Raw genomic sequence first — 24,081 nt, 5'->3', positions numbered from 1 at the left:
CAGCACGGTCATCGGCTTGCCGCTGCCGACGAGGCGCGACAGCTTGGCCAGCGCGGTCAGGCGCTGGGCCAGGATCCCGGAATGCGGCGAGACCCGGTCGTAGGGCTGGCAGTCCCAGGCCGGAACCTGCATCACGGCGATATTGGGCGCAAAGAACTCCAGCGAACGGGCGAGCTGCTGCATCCGCGCACCGTCGCGGCACACCACGGCAAGGCTCACCGCCGACCGTTTCGGCTGCGCAGCGATGGCGCGCGCCAGATCGGAGATCACAAGCCCCTCGGCGCCCTCGGCGACGTTGGAGATGGTCAGCACCCGGCCGGGCGCGAGCATCGCGGCCGGGGATTTCATCGGCTGCTTCATGCGCTGGGATCCGCGACCCGGAACGCCTTGATGCGGGCAAACAGCGCGGTGGCATATTCTGAAGGCAGCACCTTGTCACCGGTCAGCGCGGCATAGAGGTCGGGATCCGGCACCTCGATCAAATGCTCGAGCTCGCCGAGCTCCTGATCGGACAGGTCGGCGATTTCAGCATCGGCAAACCGGCCGAGGATCAGGTCCATCTCCCGGGTGCCGCGGTGCCAGCAGCGAAACAAAAGCCGCTTGCGGCGGTCATCGAGCCCCTGGCTCGATCGTGTCGATCCCGTCATGTCCCAAATCCATTCGAACGCCAAAAGCCCGGACGTGCCGGGCGGGGCTTGATATAGCGATGGTGGTGGCCGATGTCAGCCCTCATTCGCCGCCTTTTGGGGTTTCCTTGCGCGCATGACGTGAGTCGTGTGTAAAGGACACCGATGCGCCCAGCCCTGCTCAATCCGCTGTTTGCCCAGGTCACGACGCTTTCGGGTGTCGGCCCGAAGCAGGACAAGCTGCTGCGGTATCTGCTCGACCGCAGCGAGACGCCGCGGCTGGTCGATTTGCTGCTGCATCTGCCGGCGAGCGTGATCGATCGCCGCGCCCGGCCGAAGATCCGGGATGCTGCGGTCGGAACCATGGTGACGCTGGAGGTCACCGTCGACCGCCATCGTCCGCCGCCGCCGCGCAATTCGCGCGCGCCCTACCTCGTCTATGCCAGCGACGATACCGGCGACGTGGTGCTGACCTTCTTCCGCGCCCAGCCCGGCTATGTCGAGAAGCTGCTGCCGGTCGGCGAGAAGCGTTACGTCTCCGGCACGCTGGCGATGTATGACGGCATCCCGCAGATCGTGCATCCCGACCGCGTCGTCGATGAAGCTGGCTTTGCAAAGCTGTCGGGTATCGATCCGGTCTACCCGCTGACCGAGGGGCTTGCGATCGGCTCGCTCCGCCGCGCCATCGCGCAGGCGCTGACCAAGCTGCTCGATCTGCCGGAATGGATCAGCCCCGAAGTGCTGCGCCGCTGCAACTTCCCGCCGATCCGGGAGGCGCTGACCCGCGTCCATGTTCCGGTCGAGCTGACCGACATCCTGCCCGACGGTCCGTTCTGGTCGCGCCTCGCGTTCGACGAGCTGCTCGCAGGCCAGCTCGCGCTGGCGCTGATCCGCGCCACGCTGCGCCGCCCGGCCGGCGTCCGCAATGCCGGCGACGGCCATCTGCGCAGGAAGATCATCGATGCCCTGCCCTACGCGCTGACCAAATCGCAGCAGGAAGCGGTTGCCGCGATCATCACCGACTTGCAACAGCCGGTGCGGATGCTGCGTCTCGTGCAGGGCGATGTCGGTTCCGGCAAGACCGTGGTGGCGCTGATGGCGGCCGCGGCCGTCGCCGAGGCCGGCAAGCAGGCCGCGCTGATGGCGCCGACCGAAATCCTGGCGCGCCAGCACATCAAGACCATCGCACCGCTCGCCGAAAGCGCCGGGATGCGCGTCGCCATCCTCACCGGCCGAGAGAAGGGCAAGGAGCGCCGCGAGCTCCTGGCGCGGCTCGAGGCCGGCGAGATCGATTTGCTGGTCGGCACCCACGCGCTGATCCAGGACGACGTGATCTACAAGGCGCTGGCGCTCGCCGTGGTCGACGAGCAGCATCGCTTCGGCGTGCGCGAGCGCCTCGCGCTGACGTCGAAGGGCGAAGCCGTCGATGTGCTGGTGCTGAGCGCCACGCCGATTCCGCGCACGCTGGTGCTGACGTATTTCGGCGACATGGACGTCTCGGAGCTGCGCGAAAAGCCCGCCGGCCGCCAGCCGATCGACACCCGTGCGGTGCCGATGAGCCGGATCGAGGACGTCATGGACGGTGTCGGCCGTGCGCTCGACGCGGGCAAGCTGGTCTACTGGATCTGCCCGCTGGTCGATGAGTCCGAGGCCGAAGGCACCGAGCATCTCACCAACGCGACCGAGCGTTTCGAGAGCTTGCAGAAGCGGTTCGGCGATCGCGTCGGCCTGGTTCACGGCCAGATGAAGGGCACCGAGAAGGATCGCGTGATGGCGCAGTTCGCCGCGCACGAGATCGGGCTGCTGGTCGCGACGACCGTCGTCGAGGTCGGCGTCGACGTGCCGGCGGCGACCATTATGGTGATCGAGAACGCCGAGCGGTTTGGCCTCGCGCAGCTGCATCAGCTGCGCGGCCGCATCGGCCGCGGCTCGGAGGCCTCGACCTGCCTCCTGCTCTACAAGGAACCGCTCGGCGAGATGTCGAAGGCGCGCCTCAAGGTGATCCGCGAGACCACGGATGGCTTCCGGATCGCCGAGGAAGATCTGAAACTGCGCGGCGAAGGCGACGTGCTCGGCATCCGCCAGAGCGGCCTGCCCGGCTACCGCATCGCGCGCTCCGAGGTGCACGGCCAGCTCATCACCCAGGCCCGCGACGAGGCGCTGCGGATCATGAAGGACAATCCGAAGCTGAAGGGCGAGCGCGGCGAAGCGCTGCGCGTCCTGCTCTACCTCTACGAACGCGACGAAGCCGTGCCGCTGATCGGCGCGGGGTGATTCAGTTCAGCGCGCCACACGCCGCCGTCCCTCCCGTCATCCTGAGGAGCGCGAAGCGCGTCTCGAAGGATCGACGGCCACCAGCGGGGCCGATTCATCCTTCGAGACGCGCGCAAGAGCGCGCTCCTCCAGCGACAAAGGCAAAGCCTTTGCGCGGGGATGACGGTGCGATAGCGCGATGGTACAACTAGACACGCCGCATAGGCGCGCCGGCTCCTACTCGACCTTGGCCGGCGCCGCCGGCTGCAAGGACGCCTGGTTGGCCGAAGCCTCGTTGGCAATGCGCGCAGCGTTGGCCATGCCGGCGAGCGCTGCCGCGCGCTTCTGATCGGTGGAGCCTGGCTGCACCACGCCGGCCGACATGATCAGCGTCGCGGCATCCTCGGTGCTCATCTCGATCTCGATGATCTTGCTCTTCGGCACGTAGAAGAAGAAGCCGGTGGTCGGGTTCGGCGCGCAGGGCAGGAACACCGAGATGTGCTCCTCCTCGCCGGGCAGGCTGGCGGCGAGCTCGGCGTTCGGCGCCTGCGAGATCAGCACGATCGACCACATGCCGGGCGACGGAAATTCGACCAGGCCGACGCGGCGGAAGCTCGAGCCGTTGCCGGAGAACAACGTCTCGAACACCTGCTTCAGGCCGCGATAGATCGCGCGCACCGCAGGGATTCGGCCGAGCAGCCGCTCGCCGAGATCGACCAGGGTCCGACCGATCAAATTGGCGGTGAGGAAGCCGAGCAGCGTCAACGCGATGACCGCGACGATCAGGCCGGAACCGGGCAGCCCGAACGGCAGGTACGTTTCCGGCCGGTAGGCCGTCGGCACGAACGGCCGGACCAGATTGTCGACCCAGTTCACGAACCACCAGGTCAAATACAGGGTGATCGCAACCGGGCCGGCCACCACCAGGCCGGTCAGGAAATAGGTGCGAAAACGCGCCATCAGCCCGCGCGGGTGGTCCGGATTCAGTTCGCCAGACGGGTCAGGAGGCACTTGATCGGAGGTCATTGCGGTTCCAGGGTCGTCGAAGCGGCCGTACGTCAGCACCCAGCTAAGCCATTCTGACGCACTTTTGAAGGGGCCGCGTGATGGCCCGGCTTGCGGCTATTCGACCGTGACCGATTTGGCCAGATTCCGGGGCTGGTCGACGTCAGTGCCCATCACCACGGCGGTATGATAGGCGAGCAGCTGCACCGGAACGGCATAGACCATCGGTGCGAAGGTCGCCCCCATGTCCGGCATCACGATCGTCACCAGCGACTGGATGGTCGCCTCCGCGGCGCCCTTGGCGTCGGTCATCAGGATGATCTTGCCGCCGCGGGCGGCGACCTCCTGCATGTTGGAGACGGTCTTCTCGAACACCTTGTCGTAGGGCGCGATCACCACGACCGGCATGTGCTCGTCGATCAGAGCTATCGGCCCATGCTTGAGTTCGCCGGCGGCATAGCCCTCGGCATGGATGTAGGAGATTTCCTTCAGCTTCAGCGCGCCTTCCAGCGCCAGCGGATAGCTGGTGCCGCGGCCGAGATAGAGCACGTCGCGCGACTTCGAAATCTCGCGCGCCAGCTTCTCGATCTGCAATTCGGTGGTGAGCGCCTCCGACATCAAGCGCGGAATTTCGACCAGGCCGTGCACCAGCTTGGCTTCGTCAGCATCGGACAGCTCGCCGCGCGCCTTGCCGGCGGCAACCGCGAGCGAAGCCAGCACCATCAGCTGGCAGGTGAACGCCTTGGTCGAGGCGACGCCGATCTCGGGACCGGCAAGCGTCTGCAACACGGTCTCGCTCTCGCGCGCGATCGTCGAGGTCGGCACGTTGACGACCGACAGCGTGTGCGCGCCCTGCGCCTTGGCGTAGCGCAGCGCCGCCAGCGTGTCGGCGGTTTCGCCGGACTGCGAGATGAAGATGGCAAGGTCGCCCTTGCGCAAGGGAGCCTCGCGGTAGCGGAATTCGGAGGCGACATCGAGCTCGACCGGCAGCCGTGCCAGCTTTTCCAGCCAGTATTTCGCGACGAAGCCGGCATAGCTCGCGGTGCCGCAGGCCGTGATCGAGATGCGCTGGATGTCGTTGAAGTCGAACGGCAGCTTGACCGGCATGGTGACGCGCTCGGCCGCCAGATCGACGTAACGGGCGAGCGTGTGCCCGACGACTTCGGGCTGCTCGTGGATCTCCTTGGCCATGAAGTGGCGATAGTTCGCCTTGTCGACCAGCGCGGCCGCCGTCGTGTGCTTGATCGCCTCGCGATGGACGATGGCGTTGTCCTTGTCGAAGATGGTGGCGCCCTTGCGGTTCAGCACCACCCAGTCGCCGTCCTCGAGATAGCTGATCGTGTCGGTGAACGGCCCGAGTGCGATCGCATCCGAGCCGAGATACATCTCGCCGTCGCCGTGGCCGACCGCGAGCGGCGGGCCGTTGCGGGCACCGATCATCAGATCGTCCTCGCCGGCGAAGATGAAGCCGAGCGCGAATGCGCCGCGCAGTTCCGACAGCACCGCCCTCACCGCCTCGACCGGCTTGACGCCGCCCTTGAGCAGATTGTCGACCAGATGCACCACGACCTCGGTGTCGGTCTCGGTCGAGAACACCGCACCCTTGGCTTCGAGATGCTCGCGCAGCTCGCGGAAATTCTCGATGATGCCGTTATGCACCACGGCGACGCGTTCGGTTGAGTGCGGATGCGCGTTGTTCTCGGTCGGCCGGCCGTGGGTGGCCCAGCGGGTGTGGCCGATGCCGGTGTGGCCGCCGAGCGGCTTTGCCTGCAGCCGGGTCTCGAGATTCTTCAGCTTGCCCTCGGCGCGGCGCCGCGCCAGGGTGCCGTTCTCCAGCGTGGCGACCCCTGCGGAATCATAGCCGCGATATTCGAGCCGCTTGAGCGAATCCACCAGTTGCTCCGCGACCGGAGCGCGTCCAAGAATGCCGACGATGCCGCACATGCGGTTCAATGTCCCCAAAAATCGCCGAAAATTTGCCAAAGCGGCGACACGGTCCCTTAACGGGAATCGCCGGTCGCAAGATACTCAATAATTATTGCCGATTGCGACAGTCTTAAACGGCAAGGTGGATGCGAAAGGCTGGTTAATCGGAGCTAACTATTTTGGCAAGAGCACGTCGGCGGGCCCGGCAATCAAAATGCTGGCCGCCCGACGCGTGGCCTTTCACCCGTGCATCTTGGCATAGACGAATATGCCGACGACGGTCCAAAATATCATTCCGCTGAACATCGATACGAGGTCGTGCGGCCGGAGGCCGACGAGCCCCCACAGCCCTCGGCCGGTCTTGGTACAGACCGCCTCGAACAACGCTTGAACCAGCAAGCGGATCAGGCTGTCGCTCACGGTTCCCATCCCTGAGCACGGAGCCACATTTCGCGGCACGCCATCAGCATGCCGAACAGTCCCATCTTGAGCAGATAGAAATTCAATCCGAACTCAAGCAGGAAGCCGACGCGATCGCTGTCGTACGAGACGAAATCCGCCCCGCGGAACATCTTTCGATGCACTGCCAATTGGCCTGTCTCGGTCCAGTGATAGAGCCGTTCGCCACCGGCATAGCCAATCAGGCAGCAAAAGATTCCGAAGAGAAAGACGGCAGCAATTTTGCGCATGACGTGTTTTGCCCAAGCACCCTCTAAGAGCGATGAAATCGCTGCCGGCAAACGCTGTTGAGCGCGTCAACGCACCATTAATGCCTTTCAGCGAGGCGGCCCGCGCCGGAGGTAGTCCGATGCGCACTGCGCGTTCCACAATAGACTGCACAGTACGCGGCTTGTCGCGCGACACCGCGACGATCGAGGTGATGTCGACCTCCGGCATTCCCGACCAGTTCGAGCTCGCGATCGCCGCCGACGCGCTGTCGCGGGCGTGCCGGATCACCGCGAAGGCCGACAACCGGATCGAGGTCGCCTTCACCTGACCGGAGGCGCGGGATAACCTGTCGCCATTGGTGAGGAACCCGACAATGTCGAACGATCAGCCACCGTCCCCGCAAAACCGTTCTGGCGCCGCAGCCTTGCCGGCGTGCTCGATTTCATCACGGTGTTCTTCGTCGGCGGCTATGCTATCGGTGCCGCCACCGGCCAGACCACCAAGGACGGCTTCAACCTGACCGGCGCTCCAGCGCTGCTGCCGTTCGCGCTGATCCTTGCGTACTTCTATCTCGGCTGGAAGGTGCTCGGCGGGACGCTGTGGCAGCGGATTCTCGGCGCGCGATAACCGCGATAACAACGGCGTCCACTCTTGCCGGACGCCTCAGTGCTCGACCCGGTAGAGCCGCCAGCGCTCCGGCACGCCCTTGAGCTGGTGCGCGCCGCGGTCCTTGAAACGGATTTCGGACTCCAACATCAGATCCTTGACCGCGCTCGAGACCAGCACCTCGCCGGCCCGCGCCTTCGCGGCGACGCGCGCGCCGATGTGAAACGCAAGACCAATGACCTCGGCCCCGCTCACCTTGTATTCGCCGGCGTGCAGTCCTATCCGGATCTCGAGCCCCAGCGTGCGCACGGCCTTCACGATCGCGGTCGCGCAGCGGATTCCGGCCGCCGGCGCACCGAACGTCGCCAGTACACCATCGCCCGTCGTCACGACTTCCTTGCCGCGCAGCGCCTTCAACTCGCGGCGAACGGCGGCGTAATAGTGATTCATCACCGTCGCCCAGCGCGTGTCGCCGAGTCGCGCGGCCTTTTCGGTGGATCGGACGATATCGACATAGAGGATCGTGGCGAGCGCTTGCTTGAGCTCCGAGCCTCGATCGGCGGTTCGACGCCGGTTCGCGATATTTCCCGTCAGCGGTTCATAGCGATGGCTGCGCCGCCGTGCGACTGCCGCCTTCGTGTAGTCCTGGGCGCGCTGCACCGTGCGGCAGCGAACAGTCTTTTCCTGCGGTGGAAACGTCCAGGATACCTTGCGCCCTGCTCCAGCGCCCTGAACCTCCACGGCACCCCATTTCAGGAAAACCGTCGAGCCGGCGCGTCGGATGCACCAGGCCTTCGACGTGTAGCCGGACACGTTCGACTGATGGACTCCGATGCGAAGGAATTTGGGCATGAGCGTCCGGCCGATCGATCGAGCGCTTGGGGGCGAACCTGAGATAAAGCGTAGCCATACATTTCCGCGTTGGCAACGGTGCTCGTTTGCTGGCGATCAAAAGCGCCGGGCTCTGCGATGTCCGGCTTCTAATCAGCTTCGGCCATCGCGCCTCTGCCCGCTCGATACGGCGTCGGCATCGACGGGCTGGGTCGCCTCATCTTCCTCCATTGCGGGCCGTTCTTCCCCGCGAAATCGTGCCGGGATCAGCCGGCTGCGGTCGACCGTCAAGTCAAAGACGTCGAAGCGATTGTAGTAGCCGACCACGTCGTGAAACTGCTTCGGCTCGACGCAACGATTGAGATCGATCTCCGCATAGGCGATCCCCTCCTGGTCCTGCAATTCATCGCCGAACACGACCCCCGTCGGATCGACGAAGAAGCTCGCGGCCCGTGGCGTCCGGTCGATCACGTCGGCGATGGTTCTATCCCGATTGATGAGGAAGGCGCGCATCGGTTCGTCCATGTAGCCGGCGGTCACGATCCCGAATACCTTTGCTTCGAAGCAGTGGGCGCTGGCCCGGATGCGGTTGGCAGCGACGTTGTCGAAATTGCCGCCGCCTGCCGGGCGCCTTGTTGGCCACATCGGCGGCCAGCTCGAGATGTGCACCTGTTCGCCCTGCGCCATCAGCGCGAAGCGGGCCAGGGGGTTGGTATTCTCGCCGCAGATCAACCCGCCGATCCGGCCCTGCCGGGTCTCAGCGACCGCAAGGCCCGCACCATCCCCCGACGACCACACCAGCTTCTCATAGAAGGTCGGAACCAGCTTGCGGTGATGGACCAGGATCTCTCCGGTCTCGCCGATCAACAGGTTCGAATTCCACAGTCCCCCGACGCTGACGGGCGAGCGCTCGCTGATACCGATCGAGACGGTGACGCCGAGCGCACGCGCCTCGGCGCAAAGTTGCGCCACTTCCGGTCCGTCCACCAGCACGGATTGCTCCGCCATGCGCACGAACAAATCGTGGTTGTCGATCGGTGGCCACAGCGCGGCCCAGACCGGAAAGGCGGGAATGTAGGTTTCGGGAAACGCGATCAGCTCGGCGGCGGTTTTCGCTGCTTCGCGGATGATGGCGATCGCCTTTTCGGTGGTCGCCCGGCTGTCGAGGAAGACCGGCGCGGCGTGAACGGCGGCAGCCTTGAAACGAGGGAGCATGTCGAAATCCCGGCTAGGACGAAGGGAGCGAAGCGGTATCATCCCTGCCCTGGCGCCATGCATGGGAATTGTCGCAAGGTCGGTTGCGAAGGATCGGAGCCGCCGCGCGCTGGAACGGGAATTGCTTGGCCGACAAGAGCCGCAATCCGGAGGCAAGTCATGTTCGATACGATCAACTGGGACGATTTGCGGGTGTTTCTCTGCGCCGCCCGCGCCGGCAATCTGAGCCAGACGGCGAAACGGCTGCGGCTGGACCATTCCACCGTCAGCCGGCGTATCGCCCAGATGGAAGCGTCGCTCGGGATTGCGGTGTTCGAACGCCACCGCACCGGGCTCAAGCTCAACGAGGTCGGCGAGCGGTTGTTGCAGCATGCCGAGCGGGTCGAGAGTGCGGTGATCGCCATTCGGGAAGAAGCCAGCGCCAGCGACACCCAGCAGCTCGTCGGGACCGTGCGGCTTGCCACCATGGAGGGGATCGCCTCGCTCTATTTGGCGCAACGCTTCGCCAGGCTCCGTCACACCGCGCCGCAACTCTCCGTCGAACTCGTCACGTCCGCCCAGACGGTTTACGTCCATAAGCGCGAAGCCGATCTGTTCGTGTCCTTTTTCCGGCCCCCCGGTCCGGGCCTGATCTCGGAGCGGATCGGCAAGTTCCGGCTCGGGCTATTCGCGAGCCAGGACTACCTAAACCATCACGGCATGCCTGCAAGCCTCCGCGACCTCGAGGACCATTGGTTCGTGTCCTATATCGAGGACCTACTCCAGGTCGATTCGGTGCGCTGGCTCGCCGACGTCATCGAAGAGCCGAAAATCGCCTTCCACTCCAACAGCATGATCGCGCAGATGAACGCCGCGGCGGGCGGCCTCGGCATCGTGATGCTGCCGAGCTTTGCCACCAGAGACCGGCCCGACCTCATCCCCGTGCTGCCCGACCTCGCCGGCACCGTTCGCGAGGTCTGGCTCAATGTCCATAGCGACCTGCAATTTGCCCCGCGCATCCGCGCCGTCCGCGCGTTTCTGAAGAACCTTCTGAAGCAGGACCCCGACATGCGGGTCACGCTGGCCGATGCCGTGCCGCAGCCGCGCACAGCAGATTGCAAAAATCCATAGTTCCCTTCCATCGGAACCCGGCTGAAGCTCGTTCGATTGGCGCAAGGCAGAGCGCGCCGTAGTTTTGAGGGGGCCAGCATGAACGTGGTTATTCCCGGCAACGCCGATCCGGCGTCGAGCGCCGTATCGGCCAGGAAACTGGCCAGGAAGCGGCTGACCGTCGCGCTCATTCTGAGCGCTGCGATGATCGCCATCTATTTCGGCTTCATGGGGCTGTTCGCCTTCGACAAGCCGCTGCTCGGCACCATCCTGATGCCCGGCCTGTCGCTTTGCATTGTGCTCGGGCCGCTCGTCATCATCTCGTCCTTCGCGCTTTGCCTTACCTACGTGCTGTGGGCGAACCGGGTGTTCGACGCCGGCATCCGTAACCTTCGCTAAGAGGCAGAGAAGATGGGCAGCAGCACGCTTTCGATCGGGTTCTTCTTCGCCTTCATGGCACTGACGCTGGCGATCACCTATTGCGCCGCGCGGCGCACGCGTACCACCGAGCACTTCTTTGCCGCCGGCGGCCAGGTGACGGCGTGGCAGAATGGCTGGGCACTCGCGGGGGACTTCCTGAGCGCCGCCGCCCTGCTCGGAATTGCCGGCATCGTCACCTCGAACGGCTTCGACGGCATGATCTATTCGATCGGGTGGCTGGTCGGCTGGCCGATCATTCTGTTCCTGATCGTCGAGCCGCTGCGTAACGTCGGCCGCTTCACCTTCGCCGACGTGGTGGCGTATCGCCTGCGCCAGCGCCCGGTGCGCGTTGCCGGCGCCGTCGGAACCCTCGCCGTGATCCTGTTCTACCTGATCGCCCAGATGGTCGCGACAGGATCGCTGATCAAGCTGCTGTTCGGCCTGCCCTACACCTGGTCGGTCGTCGTGGTCGGCAGCATGATGCTGGTCTATGTGCTGTTCGGCGGCATGCTGGCGACGACCTGGGTGCAGGTGGTGAAGGCTGCGCTGCTGATGGGCGGCGGCATCCTGCTCGCCATTCTCGTGTTGACCCATTTCGACATGAATCCGCTGAAACTGTTCGCCGCGGCGTCCGAGAAATACGGCACCAAGGTCCTGCAGCCGGGGTCGAAGGTGGTCTCCGGCCAGTGGGACGCGATATCGCTCGGGCTCGGCCTGATGTTCGGCACCGCCGCGATGCCGCATGTGCTGATGCGGGCCTATACGGTGAAGGACGCCAAGGCTGCGCGGCTGTCGATCCTCTATGCCACCGGCCTGATCGGCGTCTTCCATCTCATGGTCTTCATCATCGGCTTTGGCGCCATGGTGCTGGTCGGCCCGGAGACGGTGGCAAAGGCCGGAGGCGGCGGCAACATGGCAGCGCCCCTGCTCGCTCTCGCCGTCGGCGGCAACGCCTTCTTCGGCTTCATCTGTGCGGTCGCGTTCGCGACCATGCTCGCCGTCGTCGCGGGGTTGACGCTGTCGGGCGTCGCCACGCTCTGCCACGACGTCTGGACCAACGTGATCCGGAACGGCACCGCTTCCGAGACCGAACAGCTCAAGGTCGCGCGCGTCGCGACCGTGATGATTTCCATCCTCGCCATCGTTCTCGGCATCGCGTTCGAGGGCCAGAACGTCGCCTTCATGGCGGGACTTGCGTTCTCGATCGCCTGCGCCGCGAATTTCCCCTCGCTCGTGCTCGCCATCACCTGGCGCCGCTTCACGACGCCGGCGGCCGTGGCGAGCATCCTCGTCGGCACACTGAGCTCCCTGGTGCTGATCTATCTGTCGCCGACCATCCAGGTCGACATTCTCGGCAAGTCGCTGGCCGCGATCGAGCACGAATGGTGGTTCGTGTCGCTGCGCAATCCTGCGATCATCAGCATGCCGCTGTCGTTTGTGGTCGCGATCCTGCTGTCGCTGCTCACGCCGGAGAAGAACGCAGATCTCGCCTTTGACGAGATGCAGCGGCGCATCCTCCTCGGGCCGCTGCAGCCGAATATCAACGAGCCAGCCCGGGCGAAGAGCGCGGCTTGAAGTCGGCAATCCCGATCGCGTTCCAGCCGGCGCGGAAGTCCGTCTGTGACGCGAACAGCATCGGAACTTTTCTCTCTGTTGGGATTTTTGCTGTTTTGGGGCAGCGAACGTCAGCATCGGAGAGAGGAGAGCCATGAAGCGGCGACGCCGGGTTAAGCAGATTTTCCCCCTTGAAGAACGCCTCGTCCGGGAAGCGAAGGAGCTGCGCAAACGGGCTAAGGAACTTCCGCCCAGTCGAGAGCGAGAAGCATTGCTGAGGAAGGCGCGACACGAGGAGACCACGGCTCATTTGACGGCCTGGCTGATGTCATCAGGCCCACGGGTGCCCATCTAGGACGCGACCACATGCCGGCGAACCACCAGCATATCGACGCAGTGGAAGTCGCCTTTGTCTGCGCCGCGGCAGTGTCCTTCGTGACCCTGATCGCGAGCGTGGCTTGGCTCTTGGTTCGGTGAAATCCCGCTCCCTGTGATTCAAGCTGCAAAGTCGGCCATTTGCCTGAACGCCGGCTCGGCTGGTGCTGCGCTTTGCAGATGATCGCTTGCGGACGATGCTGAGCCTGCCGCTGATGGCAGCCTCAATGCGTCCGACTTGTGAGCTATCTCTCGCCGTGTCGGACTCGTCTCCGGCCGCGGCTTCAATAACGCCGGCTCGTCCCCGACGGGGCGCGGCTGCCAACCCGCCGGCAGGTCCGGCAGTCGCTCCCCGCACGACCGGCGAAGGCAAATTTTTTTCCCGACACTTCTTGACTTCCAAAACCGGTTTTCTAATTTTTTACTCGCTAGGCCCTTGCGGGCCAGCGCCTGGGCGCCAGTCGGGCCCAGGCGAGACGGGCACCGGTCGTGTCCGGTGCCATTCATATCCATCTTGCTCTATGGAGGATTTGGCTATGCGCACATACGACTTCTCTCCCCTGTTCCGGTCAGCCATTGGCTTTGATCGGCTCTTTGACCTCGCTGAGACTGTCCAACGTGCCGGCGAGGACAATTATCCGCCCTATAATATCGAACGGCTTGCGGAGGATCGGTACCAGATCGCGCTCGCGATCGCCGGCTTCGCGCCCGACGAGATATCGGTGACGGCAGAGCAGAACGTTCTGACCATCGAAGGCTCGAAGGTCGAAAAGGCCGAGCGTGAATATATCTATCAGGGCATCTCGACACGTCGCTTCAAACGACAATTCAGTCTGGCCGATCATGTCGAGGTCAAGAGCGCGTCGTTCGATAACGGCCTGCTCAAGATCGAGCTCGCCCGTGAAGTGCCGGAGGCCATGAAGCCGAGGCGAATTGCGATCAATGCAGTTCCAAGCAAGGCGACGCGCCAGTTGGAGGGCGTGGCAGCCTAACGATCCGCAAAGCCGCGCTCCGCAGGGGCGCGGCTCCTCATCTCCGATCTCGTCTCAAGAATGGAGGCACCCATGCGGCCGACGACCGCGCCTGTCGACAATGTCCTTGCATTTCGCCTGCCGCCAGAAGGCAGGCAATACGAACATCCGCGCGATCTGCTGCGCGACCCCGGCCTGACAAGGGCGGCGAAGAGAAGCATTCTGGCATCCTGGGCTTCGGATGCCTGCGCCGTCGCATCCAATCCCGCTCTGCGCGCGCCTCCAGAACTCAGATCGCCCGTTCCGGTCAGCGATATCCTCGACGCGCTACGCGCTCTTGACGATCCACGCGAACCGCCAGGAGGAAGGCCGGCCCGGCTGCACTCCACCGAGCGCCACGTCGCTGCCGCATAGGAGTGGTCCCATGACCGAGATCCGGCTTCCGAAACAGGTCATCGACAGGATTGAAGATCGCTGGTGGTCAAGGTTCAACAAGGATCGGCAGCGAACGTCAGAACAGATCGATGAGCGCCTCGAACGGCTGCGTGCACATCGCAACAATGTTGGCCGATATCGGCGGCTGCTCGGCACCAAGCTTTCCGACCTGGAACGCGATTTCGTCAACCGACGTCTTTCTGAAGAGATGGCAGCGATGCAGGTGTTGACGGCCGACATGCCGCCTGTCGTCCTTGCCCCACCGGCGAACGAGCAAATTGTCGGGCAGTCAGTAGGGGGCCAGCCATGACAGAGCTGCAGCGTCTGCTCATACGTGGGAGCGAGAAGGTCATCGGCCATTATCAATTCCTGCTCGACACCGCGAAATCAGAACACGAGCGGGAGCTGCTCAAGCGAAGAATCGAGAAAGAACGTCGGATGCTGAACGATCTGCTTCAAGGCTCGGATCCGTCTGCACGTGCGGCCTGGCCAGCCGCGACAAACTGACGCCCACGGGTGCGATTGGCACCCGGCTTTCCTTGCGCCCTCTGCTAAGTGGGAGTGCGGAACGAAATGTAAGGCTCGGACAAAAGATGTCGCGAGAATGCGGATGCGTGATCAAGTCAATCCCGTCATCCTGAGAGCCTGACTGAAAAAGGGAGGTGAGTGATTTCGGCGGCTGTGAAGCGATCTGACCGATGCGGAATGGGCTCTGATCTCCCGCAAGATGCCGCATCGATCCCGGCGCGGGCGGCCGCGGCAGGTCGATTTGCGGGAGGTCATGCAGGCGATCTTCAACATTCTGTCAACCGGTTGCCAGTGGCGAGCTTTGCCGAGCGAGTTCCCGCCGTACTCGACGGTCCAAGGCTATTTTTATGCGTGGCGCGACACCGGCAGGTGGCAAAGCATCGTCCGAGCCTTGGTCCGACAAGCGCGGCAGAAATTGGGGCGCAAGCCTGGGCTGATGGCGGCTGTTATCGATAGCCAAACGGCGTCGACGACGCAGGCCGGCGGGCCAGCCGGATTTGACCCCGGCAAACGCCTCTATGGGCGGAAGCGGCACATTGTCACTGACACCAATGGCCTGCTGCTGGCCTCCACGTTCATCCCGCCAACGTTCAGGATGTCCATGGCGCGGTCCCTCTGTTGGAACATCTGAGAGGCGACTTTCCAAGGCTCCAGCATGTCTTTGCCGACCGGGTCTACCGTGGCAAACAGCTCGTCGACGCAATCTCCCACTGCGGGCCGTGGACAATCGAGATTGTCGAACGACCGCTCGGCGTCAAAGGCTTCCAGCTCTTGCCCAGACGCTGGGTTGTTGAGCGCACCTTCGCTTGGTTCGGCAGGTGCCGACGCCTCGCAAGAGACTTTGAGGGCTCCGCCGCCACAGAACGTGCGTGGCTTCTCGTCGCCCATCTCAGGCTGCTCACCCGCCGTATCGCAAAGCCCTAAAAATGCGCTTTTTGAGTCAGACTCTGAGGAGCGCGTAGCGCGTCTCGAAGGATGCACGGCCCCACTCTGGCCGATTCATCCTGCGAGGCTCGCTCCGCTCGCACCTCAGGATGACGGGTCAGGCAGGCCCCGCGGTGACGAGTAGAGTGTCGTCATTTCCCCTTCGCAGCCTTCGCCTTCAGCTTCGCCGCTCGGTAGCGCGCGGCGCCGCCTTCGCGGATCGACTGCTCGCTGCGTTCGAGCGACATCGCGTCGTCGGGCACGTCCTTGGTGATGACCGAGCCCGAACCGATATAAGCGCCCTTGCCGATCGTGACCGGCGCAACCAGCGACGAATTGGTGCCGACGAAGGCGCCCTCGCCGATCAGCGTCTTGTGCTTGAGGAAGCCGTCATAGTTGCAGGTGATGGTGCCGGCGCCGAGGTTGGAATTGGCGCCGACATGGGCGTCGCCGATATAGGAGAGATGGTTGACCTTGACGCCGGCCTCCAGCGTCGCGGCCTTGGTCTCGACGAAATTGCCGATCCGCGCGCCGTCGCCGAGCGAGGTGCCGGGCCGCAGCCGCGCGTAGGGACCGACCGACACCTTCTTGCCGATGCTGGCCTCGACGAGGTGCGAGAAGGAATGGATCACGGCGCCGTCGTCGATCGACACGCCCGGTCCGATCACCACGAACGGCTCGATCACAACGTCCTTGCCGAATTTGGTGTCGGCGGCAAGATGGACGGTATCGGGCGCGATCAGGGTGACGCCGGCGTCCAGCGCCTGCTTGCGCAGCCGCGCCTGCATCACAGCCTCCGCCTCGGCGAGCTGGGCCTTGGTGTTGATGCCGCGCACTTCATCCTCGCTGGTCTCGATCACGACGGCCTCCAGTCCCATTTCCCTGACGATGGTCACGGCATCGGTCAGATAAAATTCGCCCTTGGCATTGGCATTGCCGATCTTCTCGATGATCGCCAGCGCCTTGCTGCCGTCGAAAGCCATCACGCCGGCATTGCACAGCGTGATCTTGCGCTCCTCGGCGCTGGCATCGGCATGCTCGCGGATCGCAACGAGCTTGCCGTTCTCGGTCACCAGCCGGCCGTAGCCGGTCGGATCGGCGGCATGGAAGCCAAGCACCGCAAGCGCAGCGCCCTCACGCAGCGGCGCGCGCATGCGCGCAAAGGTCTCGGCCGAGATCAGCGGCGTGTCGCCGAACGCGACCAGCAGGTCGTCGACGCCGCGGGCGATCGCCTCGCGCGCGGCCAGCACCGCATGCGCGGTGCCGAGCCGCTCGCGCTGCACGAAGGCCTGCGCGTCGGGCCGCACCCGGCGCGCCTCGGCGGCGACCGCCTCATGGTCCGGGCCGATCACGACGGCAAGCTGCGATCCCTCGCCGGAGGCGGCGGCATTGAGCACATGCGACAGCAGCGCCTGCCCGGCCACGGGGTGCAGCACCTTCGGTAGCGACGAGCGCATCCGCGTGCCCTCGCCGGCCGCAAGCACCACTGTCAGGCTGGTTCGCGCAGTCATTCGAAATCCTCGATGTCTCGCGCAGTCGGCTGCGCCAAGCTTTCTTCGAGGCCGTCTTTAATTGTTTTCCCCGGCAGAAGAAACCGATTCGCCTCCGTGAACCCTAGGATTCAAGTTCCCGGTCCATTTCCTGTTAATCTTTGCCTCGTGATTCGGCGGGCCTTGAGGAGGGCCAAGCGGGCTTTGGCCAAAGATCGCGACAATCTGGCGGCGGAATTCGAGACCGAGAGCACCACCGGCTTTTTGGCCGAGGAGGAAGCTTTCGATCGCCGCATGCTGTGGCGGCTCGGCTCATGGGGCGTTGCCGCGGTCGGCGCCGTCACCCTTGCCGTGATGGCCAACCAGTCGGCGCTGACGCTGAAGCGCGACCAGGTCGCCGCATCAGAGGTCGCACGCCAGGCCCAGCAGTTGCAGACGCTGGCGAAAGAGAGCCACAACGAGACGCGCCGGCTGGCGTCCGCGATCGACACGCTCAACGGCGACCGCGACCGGCTCTATTCGCGCGTCACGACGCTCGAGCAAGGCCTGGACTCCGTGACCGGCACGATCGCCAAGCAGCCGACGGCGCCGTCACCGTCGGCTGCCGCACCGGCCGCGCCGCCGGCAACAGCCAATGCGGTGCCCGCGTCCTCCGCGCCGGCCGTCGCCGCGGTCGCGACGATGCCGCCTGCGGCATCGGACAAGCCGGCCGCGACCGACAAGGCGCCCGCATCGGCCGACAGCAAGGCGCCGGCAACGATCGAGAAGCCGGTTGCGACGGCTGAAAGAACCGTCGCGACCGAGAAGAAGACCGCGGCCGCAGCGCCGAAGCCTCAGGCCGCAGCGGAGAAGCCGTCAGCTTCCGACAATTCGCCGCCGGTTTCTGCCGCCACCGGCGCATCCGTTGCCAGTCCGATGAGCGCCGCCGTGGCAGCCGGCGCCGAGGATACCAAGGCCGCGGCGCCGCCGCCCTCCGCCATGCCGGTCATGGACAAACCGGTGATCGACAAACCGCGCGTGGCATCACTCGATCCCGCTGCCAACAAGACGGTCGAAGCGCTCAAGCCGCCGACCGCCTACGATGTCAGCGTGGCGCCGATCCCGCCGCTGGTGATCACTGCGGATCCGGACGCCGACACGGAAGACGACGCCGGCGCGCCGAAGGCACAGATCCACCGCACCGAATTCGGTGTCGATCTCGGCACGGCAAATTCGGTCAATGGACTGCGTGCGCTGTGGCGCGGCCTGCTGAAGTCCAAGGCCAACGCGCCGCTGGCCGCGCTGCGGCCGATCATCGTCATCAAGGAAAACGGCAACGGGCTCGGCATGCAGTTGCGTCTGGTGGCCGGACCGCTGAACGACGCCGGGACCGCCGCCAGGATCTGCGCCGGCCTCAGCCTGATCCAGCGGACCTGCGAGACGGCGATCTATGACGGCCAGCGGCTAGCCCTGAACGAGCCTCCCCCCGGAGCCAGGCCGGCGCTGCCGCACCGGCGGCTCGCGCCAAAGCGTGCGGTGGCGCCGCCGCAGCAGCCTGTCGCCGAGGAAAAGAAGCCGGAGCCGACGACGATTTCCTCGATGTTCCGGCGGAACAGCCAATAATCATGTGAAGCGAAGGGATTGCGGTCAAATTCTCAACCGATTTCGCTGCTCTGACCCGGCCTTGTCCCAGACCCCGTTCCCAACCATAGTGCCGCGATGACAAAACCTCCGTTCCGCCTCTCCCCCTATCAGGTCCAGTTCCTGATGGTCGTCGGCTTCGTCACCGTCGGCTGCGCGCTGTACGTGCGCTATCTGGCGATCGAATTCTCGCCCGTTGCGCTGGCCTGCGACGCCGGCACGCAGACCATGCTCTGCAAGGCGCGCGCGCTGTCGACCGTACTGTTCAAGAACTCGGTGTTCGGGATCACGGCGCTGGTGATCGCGGTGCTGAACCTGACGCGGCCGTCGATCGTGCTGCTCACCGTCGGCTTGATCGCTGCGGGGCTCGGGATCGTGCTCTACAACGTCGTGCTGTCGGGGCTTGCGATCGGGCTGTTCATCCTGGGTTTTGCGCGGCCCGCGCCCGCCACAGCGTAGCGGCGAGCAAGAGGTACATCACACAGGTCCAGTCGGACTGCCAGTTGATCGTGCCCTCGTTGTAGATCGTGTAGAGGGCGGCGATCACGAGCAGGCCGGCGAACACGGATTCCGCGAGCGGCCGGATGCCTTCCTTCGGACGGTTGAGCATGGTGAGTAGCGCGAACGGCACCACGGCCATCGTGAGCGAGGCATAGGGGAAATCGCGGTAGCGCGGATCGAAGGTGAACCCGAGCGCGGTTTCCGCTGCGATCACGGTGGTCACCACCAGCACGATCGCCAGCAGCGCGCCGAACATGTCCTTGCCGCGATAGTCGCGCGGCCCGACCAGTTCGAGGAAGGTCGGCAACGAGCGTCCGGCGATCAGCGCATGCGCCGTCAGCAGCGGCGCGGCAATGCCCGCGGCAAGCAGCACGCCCCAGTGCAGCCAGCCGCCGACGCCGTAGCTCTCGTAATACATCTTGTCGCCGGCGATCCCGAGCAGCGCCCCCGCCGTCGTCGCCGAAATGGCGACCGCGACCCAGGCCGACGGCCGCGGCGTCCAGGGCCGGCGGCGCAGCGTCAGCCAGGCCGCAAAGAAGGTGGCGATGGACAGCGCCATGCCGCCCGCCATCTGCAGCTTCCAGTCGGGATAGTTGCTGATCGCAACGCCCGGCGGATATTTGACCTGCCGCTTGATCGAATCGAACAGACCCCAATTGCCGCCGACGGTGCCCTCGAGCATGCGCTTCCAGGGCTGGTCATAGGCCTCGATCAGGTTGACGCGAAAGCCCTCGCGCTTGGCGAGGTCGAGAATCTCGGACACCACCCGCGCCTGGTTGCTGCGCGACGGCAGTGCGCCCTCCCGCATCCGTCCCTGGCTCGGCCAGCCGAACTCGGCGATCAGGATCTCCTTGGCGGGGAACGTCGCCGCCATCCGCTTGCGGATATCGTCGACATGCGCCGCGGCGTACTTCGCCTTGACCGGGATGTCCTCCCAATACGGCAGGATGTGAATGGTGACGAAATCGACCGCGTCATAGATCTCGCGGTTCTTCACCCAATACTCCCAGACGTCGGCATAGGTCACGGGGAGATTGCCCGCTGCCGCCTTCACCGCGCGGATGTTGCCGGCAAGATCGGCGGCGGTCATCTCGCCGCGCAGCAGCACCTCGTTGCCGACGATCAGCGAGGTCACGACACCGGGATATTCCTTGGCGAGCCGCACCGCGATGGCGATCTGCTGCAGGTTCTTGAAGCGGTTGCTGCTGAGCCAGATGCCCTGCATCACCTTCAGCCCGACCTTGGCCGCAACGCCGGGGACCTGGTCGAGGCCGTTCTCGATCGAATAGGTCCGCACGCAATCGGTGACCTTGGCGAGATCGGCCAGATCCTGCTCGATCTGCTCGACCGGAATCTGCGTGGTCGGATCGAGCGGCGTCTGGGCGCCGCGGAACGGCGTGTAGGACACGCATTGCAGTTTTGCGGCAGGATCGATCGGCGCACGCGCGAGCGTAATCGGCGTGGCGAGCCACCACCACACGGATGCAATCACGGCGAGCGAGATCAGGAGAAGCGCCAGCGGCGTACGAAGCGAAATCGGTTCCATCCTCCGGGGGACCGTCGAATTAGCCGGTCACAGCCCGTCTGCCAAGTCCAGGAATCCGTCAATACCATGGTTGTCCTGCGACAGTTTTGCGCTGGGTCGATAAAGTTGTGAGTTTGCTGGACAAAATACCAAATTCCAGTCATGGGATTCCGCCAGAGTCTCCGCCGCACTGGAGACCTATTTGGACGGCATCACGCGAGCCGTTAGGATGATCCCGCAGGGGCAGGAACATATCGGGGAATGCATGCGTCGACGGCTGCTTGAGTTGAAGAACACTGCCTTGCGCCACTTTGCCGTAACGGGCGTTGTCGCCTGTCTCACGCTCCTGAACGGAGCCGGCGGCGCGTTCGCCCAGAGCGGCACGCCGAACCCGCCTGATCAGGCCAAACAGCAGCCTGGACAGCCCGACGCCAATGCCAACGCCGTGCGCGAGGCCAACCAGCGCAAGGTCGAGGAATTCGTCGAGGCCCAGCAGGCCATCAACGGCCCGGCCGGCAACCCGGAATGCGTCTGGCTCGGCCGCCGCGTAGTCCGCCTGATGTGGAACGACGACCTCGATACCGCCTTCCGCCATCTCGATCTCTATGACCGGTTCGGCTGCCCCGGCGGCCATGTCCAGGCCGCCTTCCGCTGCCTGACCCGGTTCGGCGCCCAGATCGACGACAAGGTGCGCGGCAGCCTCGACGGCCGTATCCACGCCTGCTGGATCAACCCGGGCGCCCAGCCGCAGGCCGCGGCAGCAGCCGCCGCGCCGAGCCCGGCGCCGTCGACGGCCGGCAATGCGGCGCCCGCGCCGACAGCCTCGCCCTCGCCTGCACCGACCCCGTCGGCCACGCCTGCGCCGGCGTCGAAATAACCGCGTCGCGCGATCGGGGCCGGCCGCGATTTTTTTTCGCGGCTGGAACGGCTTGCGCCCTTAAAACGCCATCGCGGCACACCAGTTGTTAAATCGGATGGCGGAGATATCTTTCGGTCCGCCATGATATTGGTCGAACCCAGGGGACGGGTTCGCTTAGTCCTCAATCTCAGGCCCCGTATGGTTTAACCGCGATGCGCGCCGTCGTCGCCGTCCTGTTGCTTGTCACCGCCGCCCACGCCGCCCTGTGGGGTCTCTTCCAGGAGAAGCAGTCGGCGCCCGATTTCCGTGGCACACTGCCGAGCCTGTCCTACGCCCCGTTCGAACCGGGGCATACCGTCGCCGACCTCGCTGCCGACACCGAAAAGGTGCGCGCCGACCTGAAGAAGCTGTCGACGATCACAAAAGCGGTCCGCCTCTATTCGTCGACCGAAGGCAACGAGCTGGTGCCGCCGGTAGCCGCCGAGTTCGGCATGAAGGTCACGGTCGGCGCGTGGATCGACAAGGACGCCAACCGCAACAATCGCGAGATCGACGCCGCAATCAATCTTGCCAAGCGCAACAGCAACGTCATCGGCATCGTGGTCGGCAACGAAACCGTGTTCCGCGGCGAGCAGCTCCCGCTGGAGAACCTTGGCTCGGTTCCGGAAATCGGGGTGCCGCCGGAGGAATCCGAACGCATTCTCCGCGAGGAAGCCCAGCGCCTTCACGACGCCGAATCGCAGCCCGAGGACAAGCGCGCCGAGGCCGTGAAATGGGCGATTGCCGAAAACAACGTGCACCGGCTGATCAAGGTGATCCAGCGGGTCAAGAAGTCGGTCAGCGTTCCCGTCACGACGGGTGAAATCTGGAACATCTGGCGCGACCATCCGCAGCTTGCCAATTCGTCCGACTTCATCGCCGCGCACGTGCTGCCCTATTGGGAAAACTTCACCGACAAGCAGGCGGTGGATCAGGCGGTCGACCGCTACAATCTGCTGCGCGACTCCTTCCCCGGCAAACGCATCCTGATCGCCGAGTTCGGCTGGCCGAGCCAGGGTTACAATCTGCGCAGCGCCGTGCCCGGCCCGTTCCAGCAGGCCACGGTGCTGCGCAATTTCGTCACCCGCGCCGAAGCCATCGGCATGGACTACAACATCGTCGAAGCGATCGATCAGCCCTGGAAGTTCTTCGAAGGCGGCGTCGGCCCATACTGGGGCATCCTCAATGCCGATCGTGAGGCGAAGTTCGCATGGACCGGTCCGGTCACCGATCTGAACTACTGGAAGATCGCGCTGGTCGCCGTGCTGGTCGGGCTGTTCATGTCGCTGCCGATTCTGCGGCTGGACCAGCCGACCGTGATGCAGGCGCTGCTGCTGTCGGCTGCGGCCAACGGCGTCGGCGCCTGGGCTGCGACCGTATTCTCCTACTGGACCACGCACTACTTCGTCTGGGGCTCGGCCTTTGCCCTCAGCCTCGGCCTGGTGCTGCTGGTTCCGCTGGTCCTGATCGCGATGGCGCGGATCGAGGAGATCGCTGCGGTGGCGTTCGGCCGGGGCCCGCGCCGGCTGATCGGCAAGAGCGCGCCGCTGGCGCCGGCCACGATCGGCGAGAACGTCAAGTTTCCAAAAGTCTCGATCCACATCCCGGCCTATTTCGAACCGGTCGAGATGCTGAAGCAGACGCTCGATGCGGTGTCGCGGCTCGACTACCCGAATTTCGAGTGCGTCTGCATCATCAACAACACGCCCGATCCCGACTTCTGGCGGCCGATCCAGGATCACTGCCGGCTGCTCGGCGAGCGCTTCAAGTTCATCAACGCCGAGAAGGTGCAGGGCTTCAAGGCCGGCGCGCTGCGCATCGCGATGGAGCGCACCGCGGCGGACGCCGAGATCATCGGCATCATCGACGCCGACTATGTCGTGCATCCGGACTGGCTCAAGGATCTCGTGCCGGCCTTCGCCGATCCGCGCGTCGGCCTCGTGCAGGCGCCGCAGGAGCATCGCGACGGCGACCGCTCGCTGATGCACTACATCATGAACGGCGAGTATGCCGGGTTCTTCGACATTGGCATGGTCCAGCGCAACGAGTTCAATGCCATCATCGTACACGGCACGATGTGCCTGATCCGCCGCGCCGCGATGGACAAGGTCGGCGGCTGGTCCTCTGATACGATCTGCGAGGACACCGACCTCGGCCTCTCGATCCAGCAGGCCGGCTGGCTCACGCACTACACCAATGTACGCTACGGCGAAGGAAGCGATGATCGGCAGCGTCAAAATCTTGTCGGGGATCGCGATGTCGGCGAAGGCGACGATCGGCACCCAGATCAGATTGAGGATCGCGACCACGACGCCGAGGCTTTCGGCGCCCAGCCAGTTGAGCCAGCCGAGCGAGAATTCGCGGCGCTGGTCGGGCGTCAGCTGGCTGGCGCCGGGCAGGAAGCGCCGCCAGTGCTTCTTGACGATCTGGAAGCCGCCATAGGCCCAGCGGTGTCGCTGCTTCTTGAAGGCCTCGTAGGTGTCGGGCAGCAGGCCTTCGCCGTAGCGTACATTGGTGTAGTGCGTGAGCCAGCCGGCCTGCTGGATCGAGAGGCCGAGGTCGGTGTCCTCGCAGATCGTATCAGAGGACCAGCCGCCGACCTTGTCCATCGCGGCGCGGC

The 24,081-nt window shown here is 64.8% G+C and carries 24 protein-coding genes and 3 pseudogenes; 15 read left to right on the top strand and 12 right to left on the bottom strand.

Going from position 1 to position 24,081, the window contains the following annotated elements; all coding sequences use genetic code 11:
- Positions 1–360 (bottom strand): annotated as a pseudogene (locus tag FNJ47_RS28465) (transcription-repair coupling factor); the annotation flags it as partial.
- On the bottom strand, positions 357–647 hold the full coding sequence (locus FNJ47_RS28460; RefSeq protein WP_163159140.1) for an FAD assembly factor SdhE: 291 nt from the start codon (positions 645–647) through the stop codon (positions 357–359). The pseudogene FNJ47_RS28465 and the gene FNJ47_RS28460, both read right to left, overlap by 4 nt.
- A gap of 144 nt (positions 648–791) precedes the next feature.
- Between FNJ47_RS28460 and recG the strand changes: the two genes are divergently transcribed.
- Positions 792–2,900, top strand: a complete 2,109-nt coding sequence (gene recG / locus FNJ47_RS28455) for an ATP-dependent DNA helicase RecG (protein WP_163159138.1) — start codon at positions 792–794, stop codon at positions 2,898–2,900.
- 216 nt (positions 2,901–3,116) lie between these two features.
- On the opposite strand, the gene FNJ47_RS28450 is transcribed toward recG, so the two are convergent.
- The 4 genes from FNJ47_RS28450 to FNJ47_RS28435 form a co-directional block, all read right to left on the bottom strand.
- A complete protein-coding gene (locus tag FNJ47_RS28450) occupies positions 3,117–3,905 on the bottom strand; it encodes a DUF502 domain-containing protein (RefSeq protein ID WP_163159136.1) in 789 nt (262 codons plus the stop codon).
- A gap of 96 nt (positions 3,906–4,001) precedes the next feature.
- Positions 4,002–5,828 (bottom strand): glutamine--fructose-6-phosphate transaminase (isomerizing), encoded by a 1,827-nt coding sequence (gene glmS / locus FNJ47_RS28445; protein ID WP_163159134.1) that lies wholly within the window; start codon positions 5,826–5,828, stop codon positions 4,002–4,004.
- A 222-nt stretch (positions 5,829–6,050) separates the two neighbouring features.
- Positions 6,051–6,230, bottom strand: a complete 180-nt coding sequence (locus tag FNJ47_RS28440) for a hypothetical protein (protein ID WP_163159132.1) — start codon at positions 6,228–6,230, stop codon at positions 6,051–6,053.
- Positions 6,227–6,499: a hypothetical protein gene (locus tag FNJ47_RS28435; RefSeq protein ID WP_163159130.1), complete on the bottom strand. Its 273-nt coding sequence runs from the start codon at positions 6,497–6,499 to the stop codon at positions 6,227–6,229. Before FNJ47_RS28435 ends, FNJ47_RS28440 begins: the two co-directional genes overlap by 4 nt.
- Positions 6,500–6,618: 119 nt before the next feature.
- On the opposite strand from FNJ47_RS28435, the gene FNJ47_RS28430 reads away from it, so the two are divergent.
- Both FNJ47_RS28430 and FNJ47_RS28425 read left to right on the top strand, forming a co-directional pair.
- Positions 6,619–6,807 carry a hypothetical protein gene (locus tag FNJ47_RS28430; protein ID WP_163159128.1) on the top strand — a complete coding sequence of 63 codons (189 nt, stop codon included), beginning with the start codon at positions 6,619–6,621 and terminating at the stop codon, positions 6,805–6,807.
- Between the two features lie 104 nt (positions 6,808–6,911).
- The gene (locus FNJ47_RS28425; RefSeq protein WP_181957706.1) at positions 6,912–7,106 is read left to right on the top strand and encodes a hypothetical protein; all 195 of its coding nucleotides are present in this window, start codon (positions 6,912–6,914) and stop codon (positions 7,104–7,106) included.
- A 36-nt stretch (positions 7,107–7,142) separates the two neighbouring features.
- Here the strand turns inward: FNJ47_RS28425 and FNJ47_RS28420 are convergent, their stop codons facing one another.
- Positions 7,143–7,937, bottom strand: coding sequence for an adenylate/guanylate cyclase domain-containing protein (locus tag FNJ47_RS28420; RefSeq protein WP_163159126.1), 795 nt, complete (start codon positions 7,935–7,937; stop codon positions 7,143–7,145).
- Positions 7,938–8,069: 132 nt separating this feature from the next.
- Complete coding sequence (locus tag FNJ47_RS28415) at positions 8,070–9,131, bottom strand: carbon-nitrogen hydrolase family protein (protein ID WP_163159124.1); 1,062 nt, start codon at positions 9,129–9,131, stop codon at positions 8,070–8,072.
- Positions 9,132–9,290: 159 nt separating this feature from the next.
- On the opposite strand from FNJ47_RS28415, the gene FNJ47_RS28410 reads away from it, so the two are divergent.
- From FNJ47_RS28410 to FNJ47_RS28400, 3 genes are all read left to right on the top strand, one after another.
- Entirely contained in the window at positions 9,291–10,241 is a 951-nt protein-coding gene (locus FNJ47_RS28410; RefSeq protein ID WP_163159122.1) for a LysR family transcriptional regulator, read from the top strand.
- Between the two features lie 78 nt (positions 10,242–10,319).
- The gene (locus FNJ47_RS28405) at positions 10,320–10,619 is read left to right on the top strand and encodes a DUF485 domain-containing protein (protein ID WP_163159120.1); all 300 of its coding nucleotides are present in this window, start codon (positions 10,320–10,322) and stop codon (positions 10,617–10,619) included.
- A 12-nt stretch (positions 10,620–10,631) separates the two neighbouring features.
- Positions 10,632–12,215, top strand: coding sequence for a solute symporter family protein (locus FNJ47_RS28400; protein WP_163159118.1), 1,584 nt, complete (start codon positions 10,632–10,634; stop codon positions 12,213–12,215).
- Here FNJ47_RS28400 and FNJ47_RS53980 read toward each other — a convergent pair.
- The gene (locus FNJ47_RS53980) at positions 12,181–12,504 is read right to left on the bottom strand and encodes a hypothetical protein (RefSeq protein ID WP_163159116.1); all 324 of its coding nucleotides are present in this window, start codon (positions 12,502–12,504) and stop codon (positions 12,181–12,183) included. The two genes, FNJ47_RS28400 and FNJ47_RS53980, sit on opposite strands and share 35 nt — an antisense overlap.
- A gap of 601 nt (positions 12,505–13,105) precedes the next feature.
- On the opposite strand from FNJ47_RS53980, the gene FNJ47_RS28390 reads away from it, so the two are divergent.
- The 5 genes from FNJ47_RS28390 (at position 13,106) to FNJ47_RS28370 (ending at position 15,427) form a co-directional block, all read left to right on the top strand.
- Positions 13,106–13,561: an Hsp20 family protein gene (locus tag FNJ47_RS28390; protein ID WP_163159114.1), complete on the top strand. Its 456-nt coding sequence runs from the start codon at positions 13,106–13,108 to the stop codon at positions 13,559–13,561.
- Positions 13,562–13,633: 72 nt separating this feature from the next.
- Positions 13,634–13,954 (top strand): hypothetical protein, encoded by a 321-nt coding sequence (locus FNJ47_RS28385; RefSeq protein ID WP_175068431.1) that lies wholly within the window; start codon positions 13,634–13,636, stop codon positions 13,952–13,954.
- Between the two features lie 10 nt (positions 13,955–13,964).
- Positions 13,965–14,285 (top strand): hypothetical protein, encoded by a 321-nt coding sequence (locus FNJ47_RS51585; RefSeq protein ID WP_236000138.1) that lies wholly within the window; start codon positions 13,965–13,967, stop codon positions 14,283–14,285.
- Positions 14,282–14,482, top strand: coding sequence for a hypothetical protein (locus FNJ47_RS28375; protein ID WP_163159112.1), 201 nt, complete (start codon positions 14,282–14,284; stop codon positions 14,480–14,482). Before FNJ47_RS51585 ends, FNJ47_RS28375 begins: the two co-directional genes overlap by 4 nt.
- Before the next feature lie 184 nt (positions 14,483–14,666).
- Positions 14,667–15,427, top strand: a protein-coding gene (locus FNJ47_RS28370) for an IS5 family transposase (RefSeq protein WP_283811304.1) whose coding sequence is annotated in 2 segments (ribosomal slippage) — positions 14,667–15,072 and positions 15,072–15,427 — 762 coding nt in all. Because the reading frame shifts where the segments join, the coding sequence is not laid out codon by codon here.
- Positions 15,428–15,579: 152 nt separating this feature from the next.
- On the opposite strand, the gene glmU is transcribed toward FNJ47_RS28370, so the two are convergent.
- Entirely contained in the window at positions 15,580–16,938 is a 1,359-nt protein-coding gene (gene glmU / locus FNJ47_RS28365; RefSeq protein ID WP_163159110.1) for a bifunctional UDP-N-acetylglucosamine diphosphorylase/glucosamine-1-phosphate N-acetyltransferase GlmU, read from the bottom strand.
- A gap of 183 nt (positions 16,939–17,121) precedes the next feature.
- On the opposite strand from glmU, the gene FNJ47_RS28360 reads away from it, so the two are divergent.
- Together FNJ47_RS28360 and FNJ47_RS28355 are read left to right on the top strand one after the other, a co-directional pair.
- Positions 17,122–18,519 (top strand): hypothetical protein, encoded by a 1,398-nt coding sequence (locus tag FNJ47_RS28360; RefSeq protein WP_163159108.1) that lies wholly within the window; start codon positions 17,122–17,124, stop codon positions 18,517–18,519.
- 96 nt (positions 18,520–18,615) lie between these two features.
- Positions 18,616–18,996: a hypothetical protein gene (locus FNJ47_RS28355; protein ID WP_163159106.1), complete on the top strand. Its 381-nt coding sequence runs from the start codon at positions 18,616–18,618 to the stop codon at positions 18,994–18,996.
- On the opposite strand, the gene FNJ47_RS28350 is transcribed toward FNJ47_RS28355, so the two are convergent.
- Positions 18,956–20,584: a glycoside hydrolase family 17 protein gene (locus FNJ47_RS28350; protein WP_163159104.1), complete on the bottom strand. Its 1,629-nt coding sequence runs from the start codon at positions 20,582–20,584 to the stop codon at positions 18,956–18,958. The genes FNJ47_RS28355 and FNJ47_RS28350 overlap by 41 nt on opposite strands.
- Positions 20,585–20,828: 244 nt before the next feature.
- Here FNJ47_RS28350 and FNJ47_RS28345 point away from each other — a divergent pair, with 244 nt between their 5' ends.
- Together FNJ47_RS28345 and FNJ47_RS28340 are read left to right on the top strand one after the other, a co-directional pair.
- Positions 20,829–21,440, top strand: coding sequence for a beta-1-3, beta-1-6-glucan biosynthesis protein (locus FNJ47_RS28345; protein ID WP_163159102.1), 612 nt, complete (start codon positions 20,829–20,831; stop codon positions 21,438–21,440).
- A 194-nt stretch (positions 21,441–21,634) separates the two neighbouring features.
- Positions 21,635–23,677: pseudogene (locus tag FNJ47_RS28340) on the top strand (glycosyltransferase); the annotation flags it as partial.
- Positions 23,678–23,794: 117 nt separating this feature from the next.
- On the opposite strand, the pseudogene FNJ47_RS28335 reads toward FNJ47_RS28340, so the two are convergent.
- Positions 23,795–24,070, bottom strand: a pseudogene (locus FNJ47_RS28335) (glycosyltransferase family 2 protein); the annotation flags it as partial.
- Positions 24,071–24,081 lie beyond the last annotated feature (11 nt).

This window comes from Bradyrhizobium uaiense (assembly GCF_010811875.1).
Classification (GTDB): domain Bacteria; phylum Pseudomonadota; class Alphaproteobacteria; order Rhizobiales; family Xanthobacteraceae; genus Bradyrhizobium; species Bradyrhizobium uaiense.
Note: the sequence above shows the minus strand (reverse complement) of the source record. Positions and strands in the feature narration are given on the sequence as shown.

Bases quoted from the DNA above. Each gene is read 5' to 3' on its own strand.
- FNJ47_RS28350 (WP_163159104.1), bottom strand. From the start codon at position 20,584: ATGGAACCGATTTCGCTTCGTACGCCGCTGGCGCTTCTCCTGATCTCG.
- FNJ47_RS28405 (WP_163159120.1), top strand. From the start codon at position 10,320: ATGAACGTGGTTATTCCCGGCAACGCCGATCCGGCGTCGAGCGCCGTA.
- FNJ47_RS28420 (WP_163159126.1), bottom strand. From the start codon at position 7,937: ATGCCCAAATTCCTTCGCATCGGAGTCCATCAGTCGAACGTGTCCGGC.
- FNJ47_RS28415 (WP_163159124.1), bottom strand. From the start codon at position 9,131: ATGCTCCCTCGTTTCAAGGCTGCCGCCGTTCACGCCGCGCCGGTCTTC.
- recG (WP_163159138.1), top strand. From the start codon at position 792: ATGCGCCCAGCCCTGCTCAATCCGCTGTTTGCCCAGGTCACGACGCTT.
- glmU (WP_163159110.1), bottom strand. From the start codon at position 16,938: ATGACTGCGCGAACCAGCCTGACAGTGGTGCTTGCGGCCGGCGAGGGC.
- FNJ47_RS28375 (WP_163159112.1), top strand. From the start codon at position 14,282: ATGACAGAGCTGCAGCGTCTGCTCATACGTGGGAGCGAGAAGGTCATC.
- FNJ47_RS28460 (WP_163159140.1), bottom strand. From the start codon at position 647: ATGACGGGATCGACACGATCGAGCCAGGGGCTCGATGACCGCCGCAAG.
- glmS (WP_163159134.1), bottom strand. From the start codon at position 5,828: ATGTGCGGCATCGTCGGCATTCTTGGACGCGCTCCGGTCGCGGAGCAA.
- FNJ47_RS28435 (WP_163159130.1), bottom strand. From the start codon at position 6,499: ATGCGCAAAATTGCTGCCGTCTTTCTCTTCGGAATCTTTTGCTGCCTG.
- FNJ47_RS51585 (WP_236000138.1), top strand. From the start codon at position 13,965: ATGACCGAGATCCGGCTTCCGAAACAGGTCATCGACAGGATTGAAGAT.
- FNJ47_RS28385 (WP_175068431.1), top strand. From the start codon at position 13,634: ATGCGGCCGACGACCGCGCCTGTCGACAATGTCCTTGCATTTCGCCTG.
- FNJ47_RS28400 (WP_163159118.1), top strand. From the start codon at position 10,632: ATGGGCAGCAGCACGCTTTCGATCGGGTTCTTCTTCGCCTTCATGGCA.
- FNJ47_RS28430 (WP_163159128.1), top strand. From the start codon at position 6,619: ATGCGCACTGCGCGTTCCACAATAGACTGCACAGTACGCGGCTTGTCG.
- FNJ47_RS28390 (WP_163159114.1), top strand. From the start codon at position 13,106: ATGCGCACATACGACTTCTCTCCCCTGTTCCGGTCAGCCATTGGCTTT.
- FNJ47_RS28355 (WP_163159106.1), top strand. From the start codon at position 18,616: ATGACAAAACCTCCGTTCCGCCTCTCCCCCTATCAGGTCCAGTTCCTG.
- FNJ47_RS53980 (WP_163159116.1), bottom strand. From the start codon at position 12,504: ATGAGCCGTGGTCTCCTCGTGTCGCGCCTTCCTCAGCAATGCTTCTCG.
- FNJ47_RS28410 (WP_163159122.1), top strand. From the start codon at position 9,291: ATGTTCGATACGATCAACTGGGACGATTTGCGGGTGTTTCTCTGCGCC.
- FNJ47_RS28345 (WP_163159102.1), top strand. From the start codon at position 20,829: ATGCGTCGACGGCTGCTTGAGTTGAAGAACACTGCCTTGCGCCACTTT.
- FNJ47_RS28450 (WP_163159136.1), bottom strand. From the start codon at position 3,905: ATGACCTCCGATCAAGTGCCTCCTGACCCGTCTGGCGAACTGAATCCG.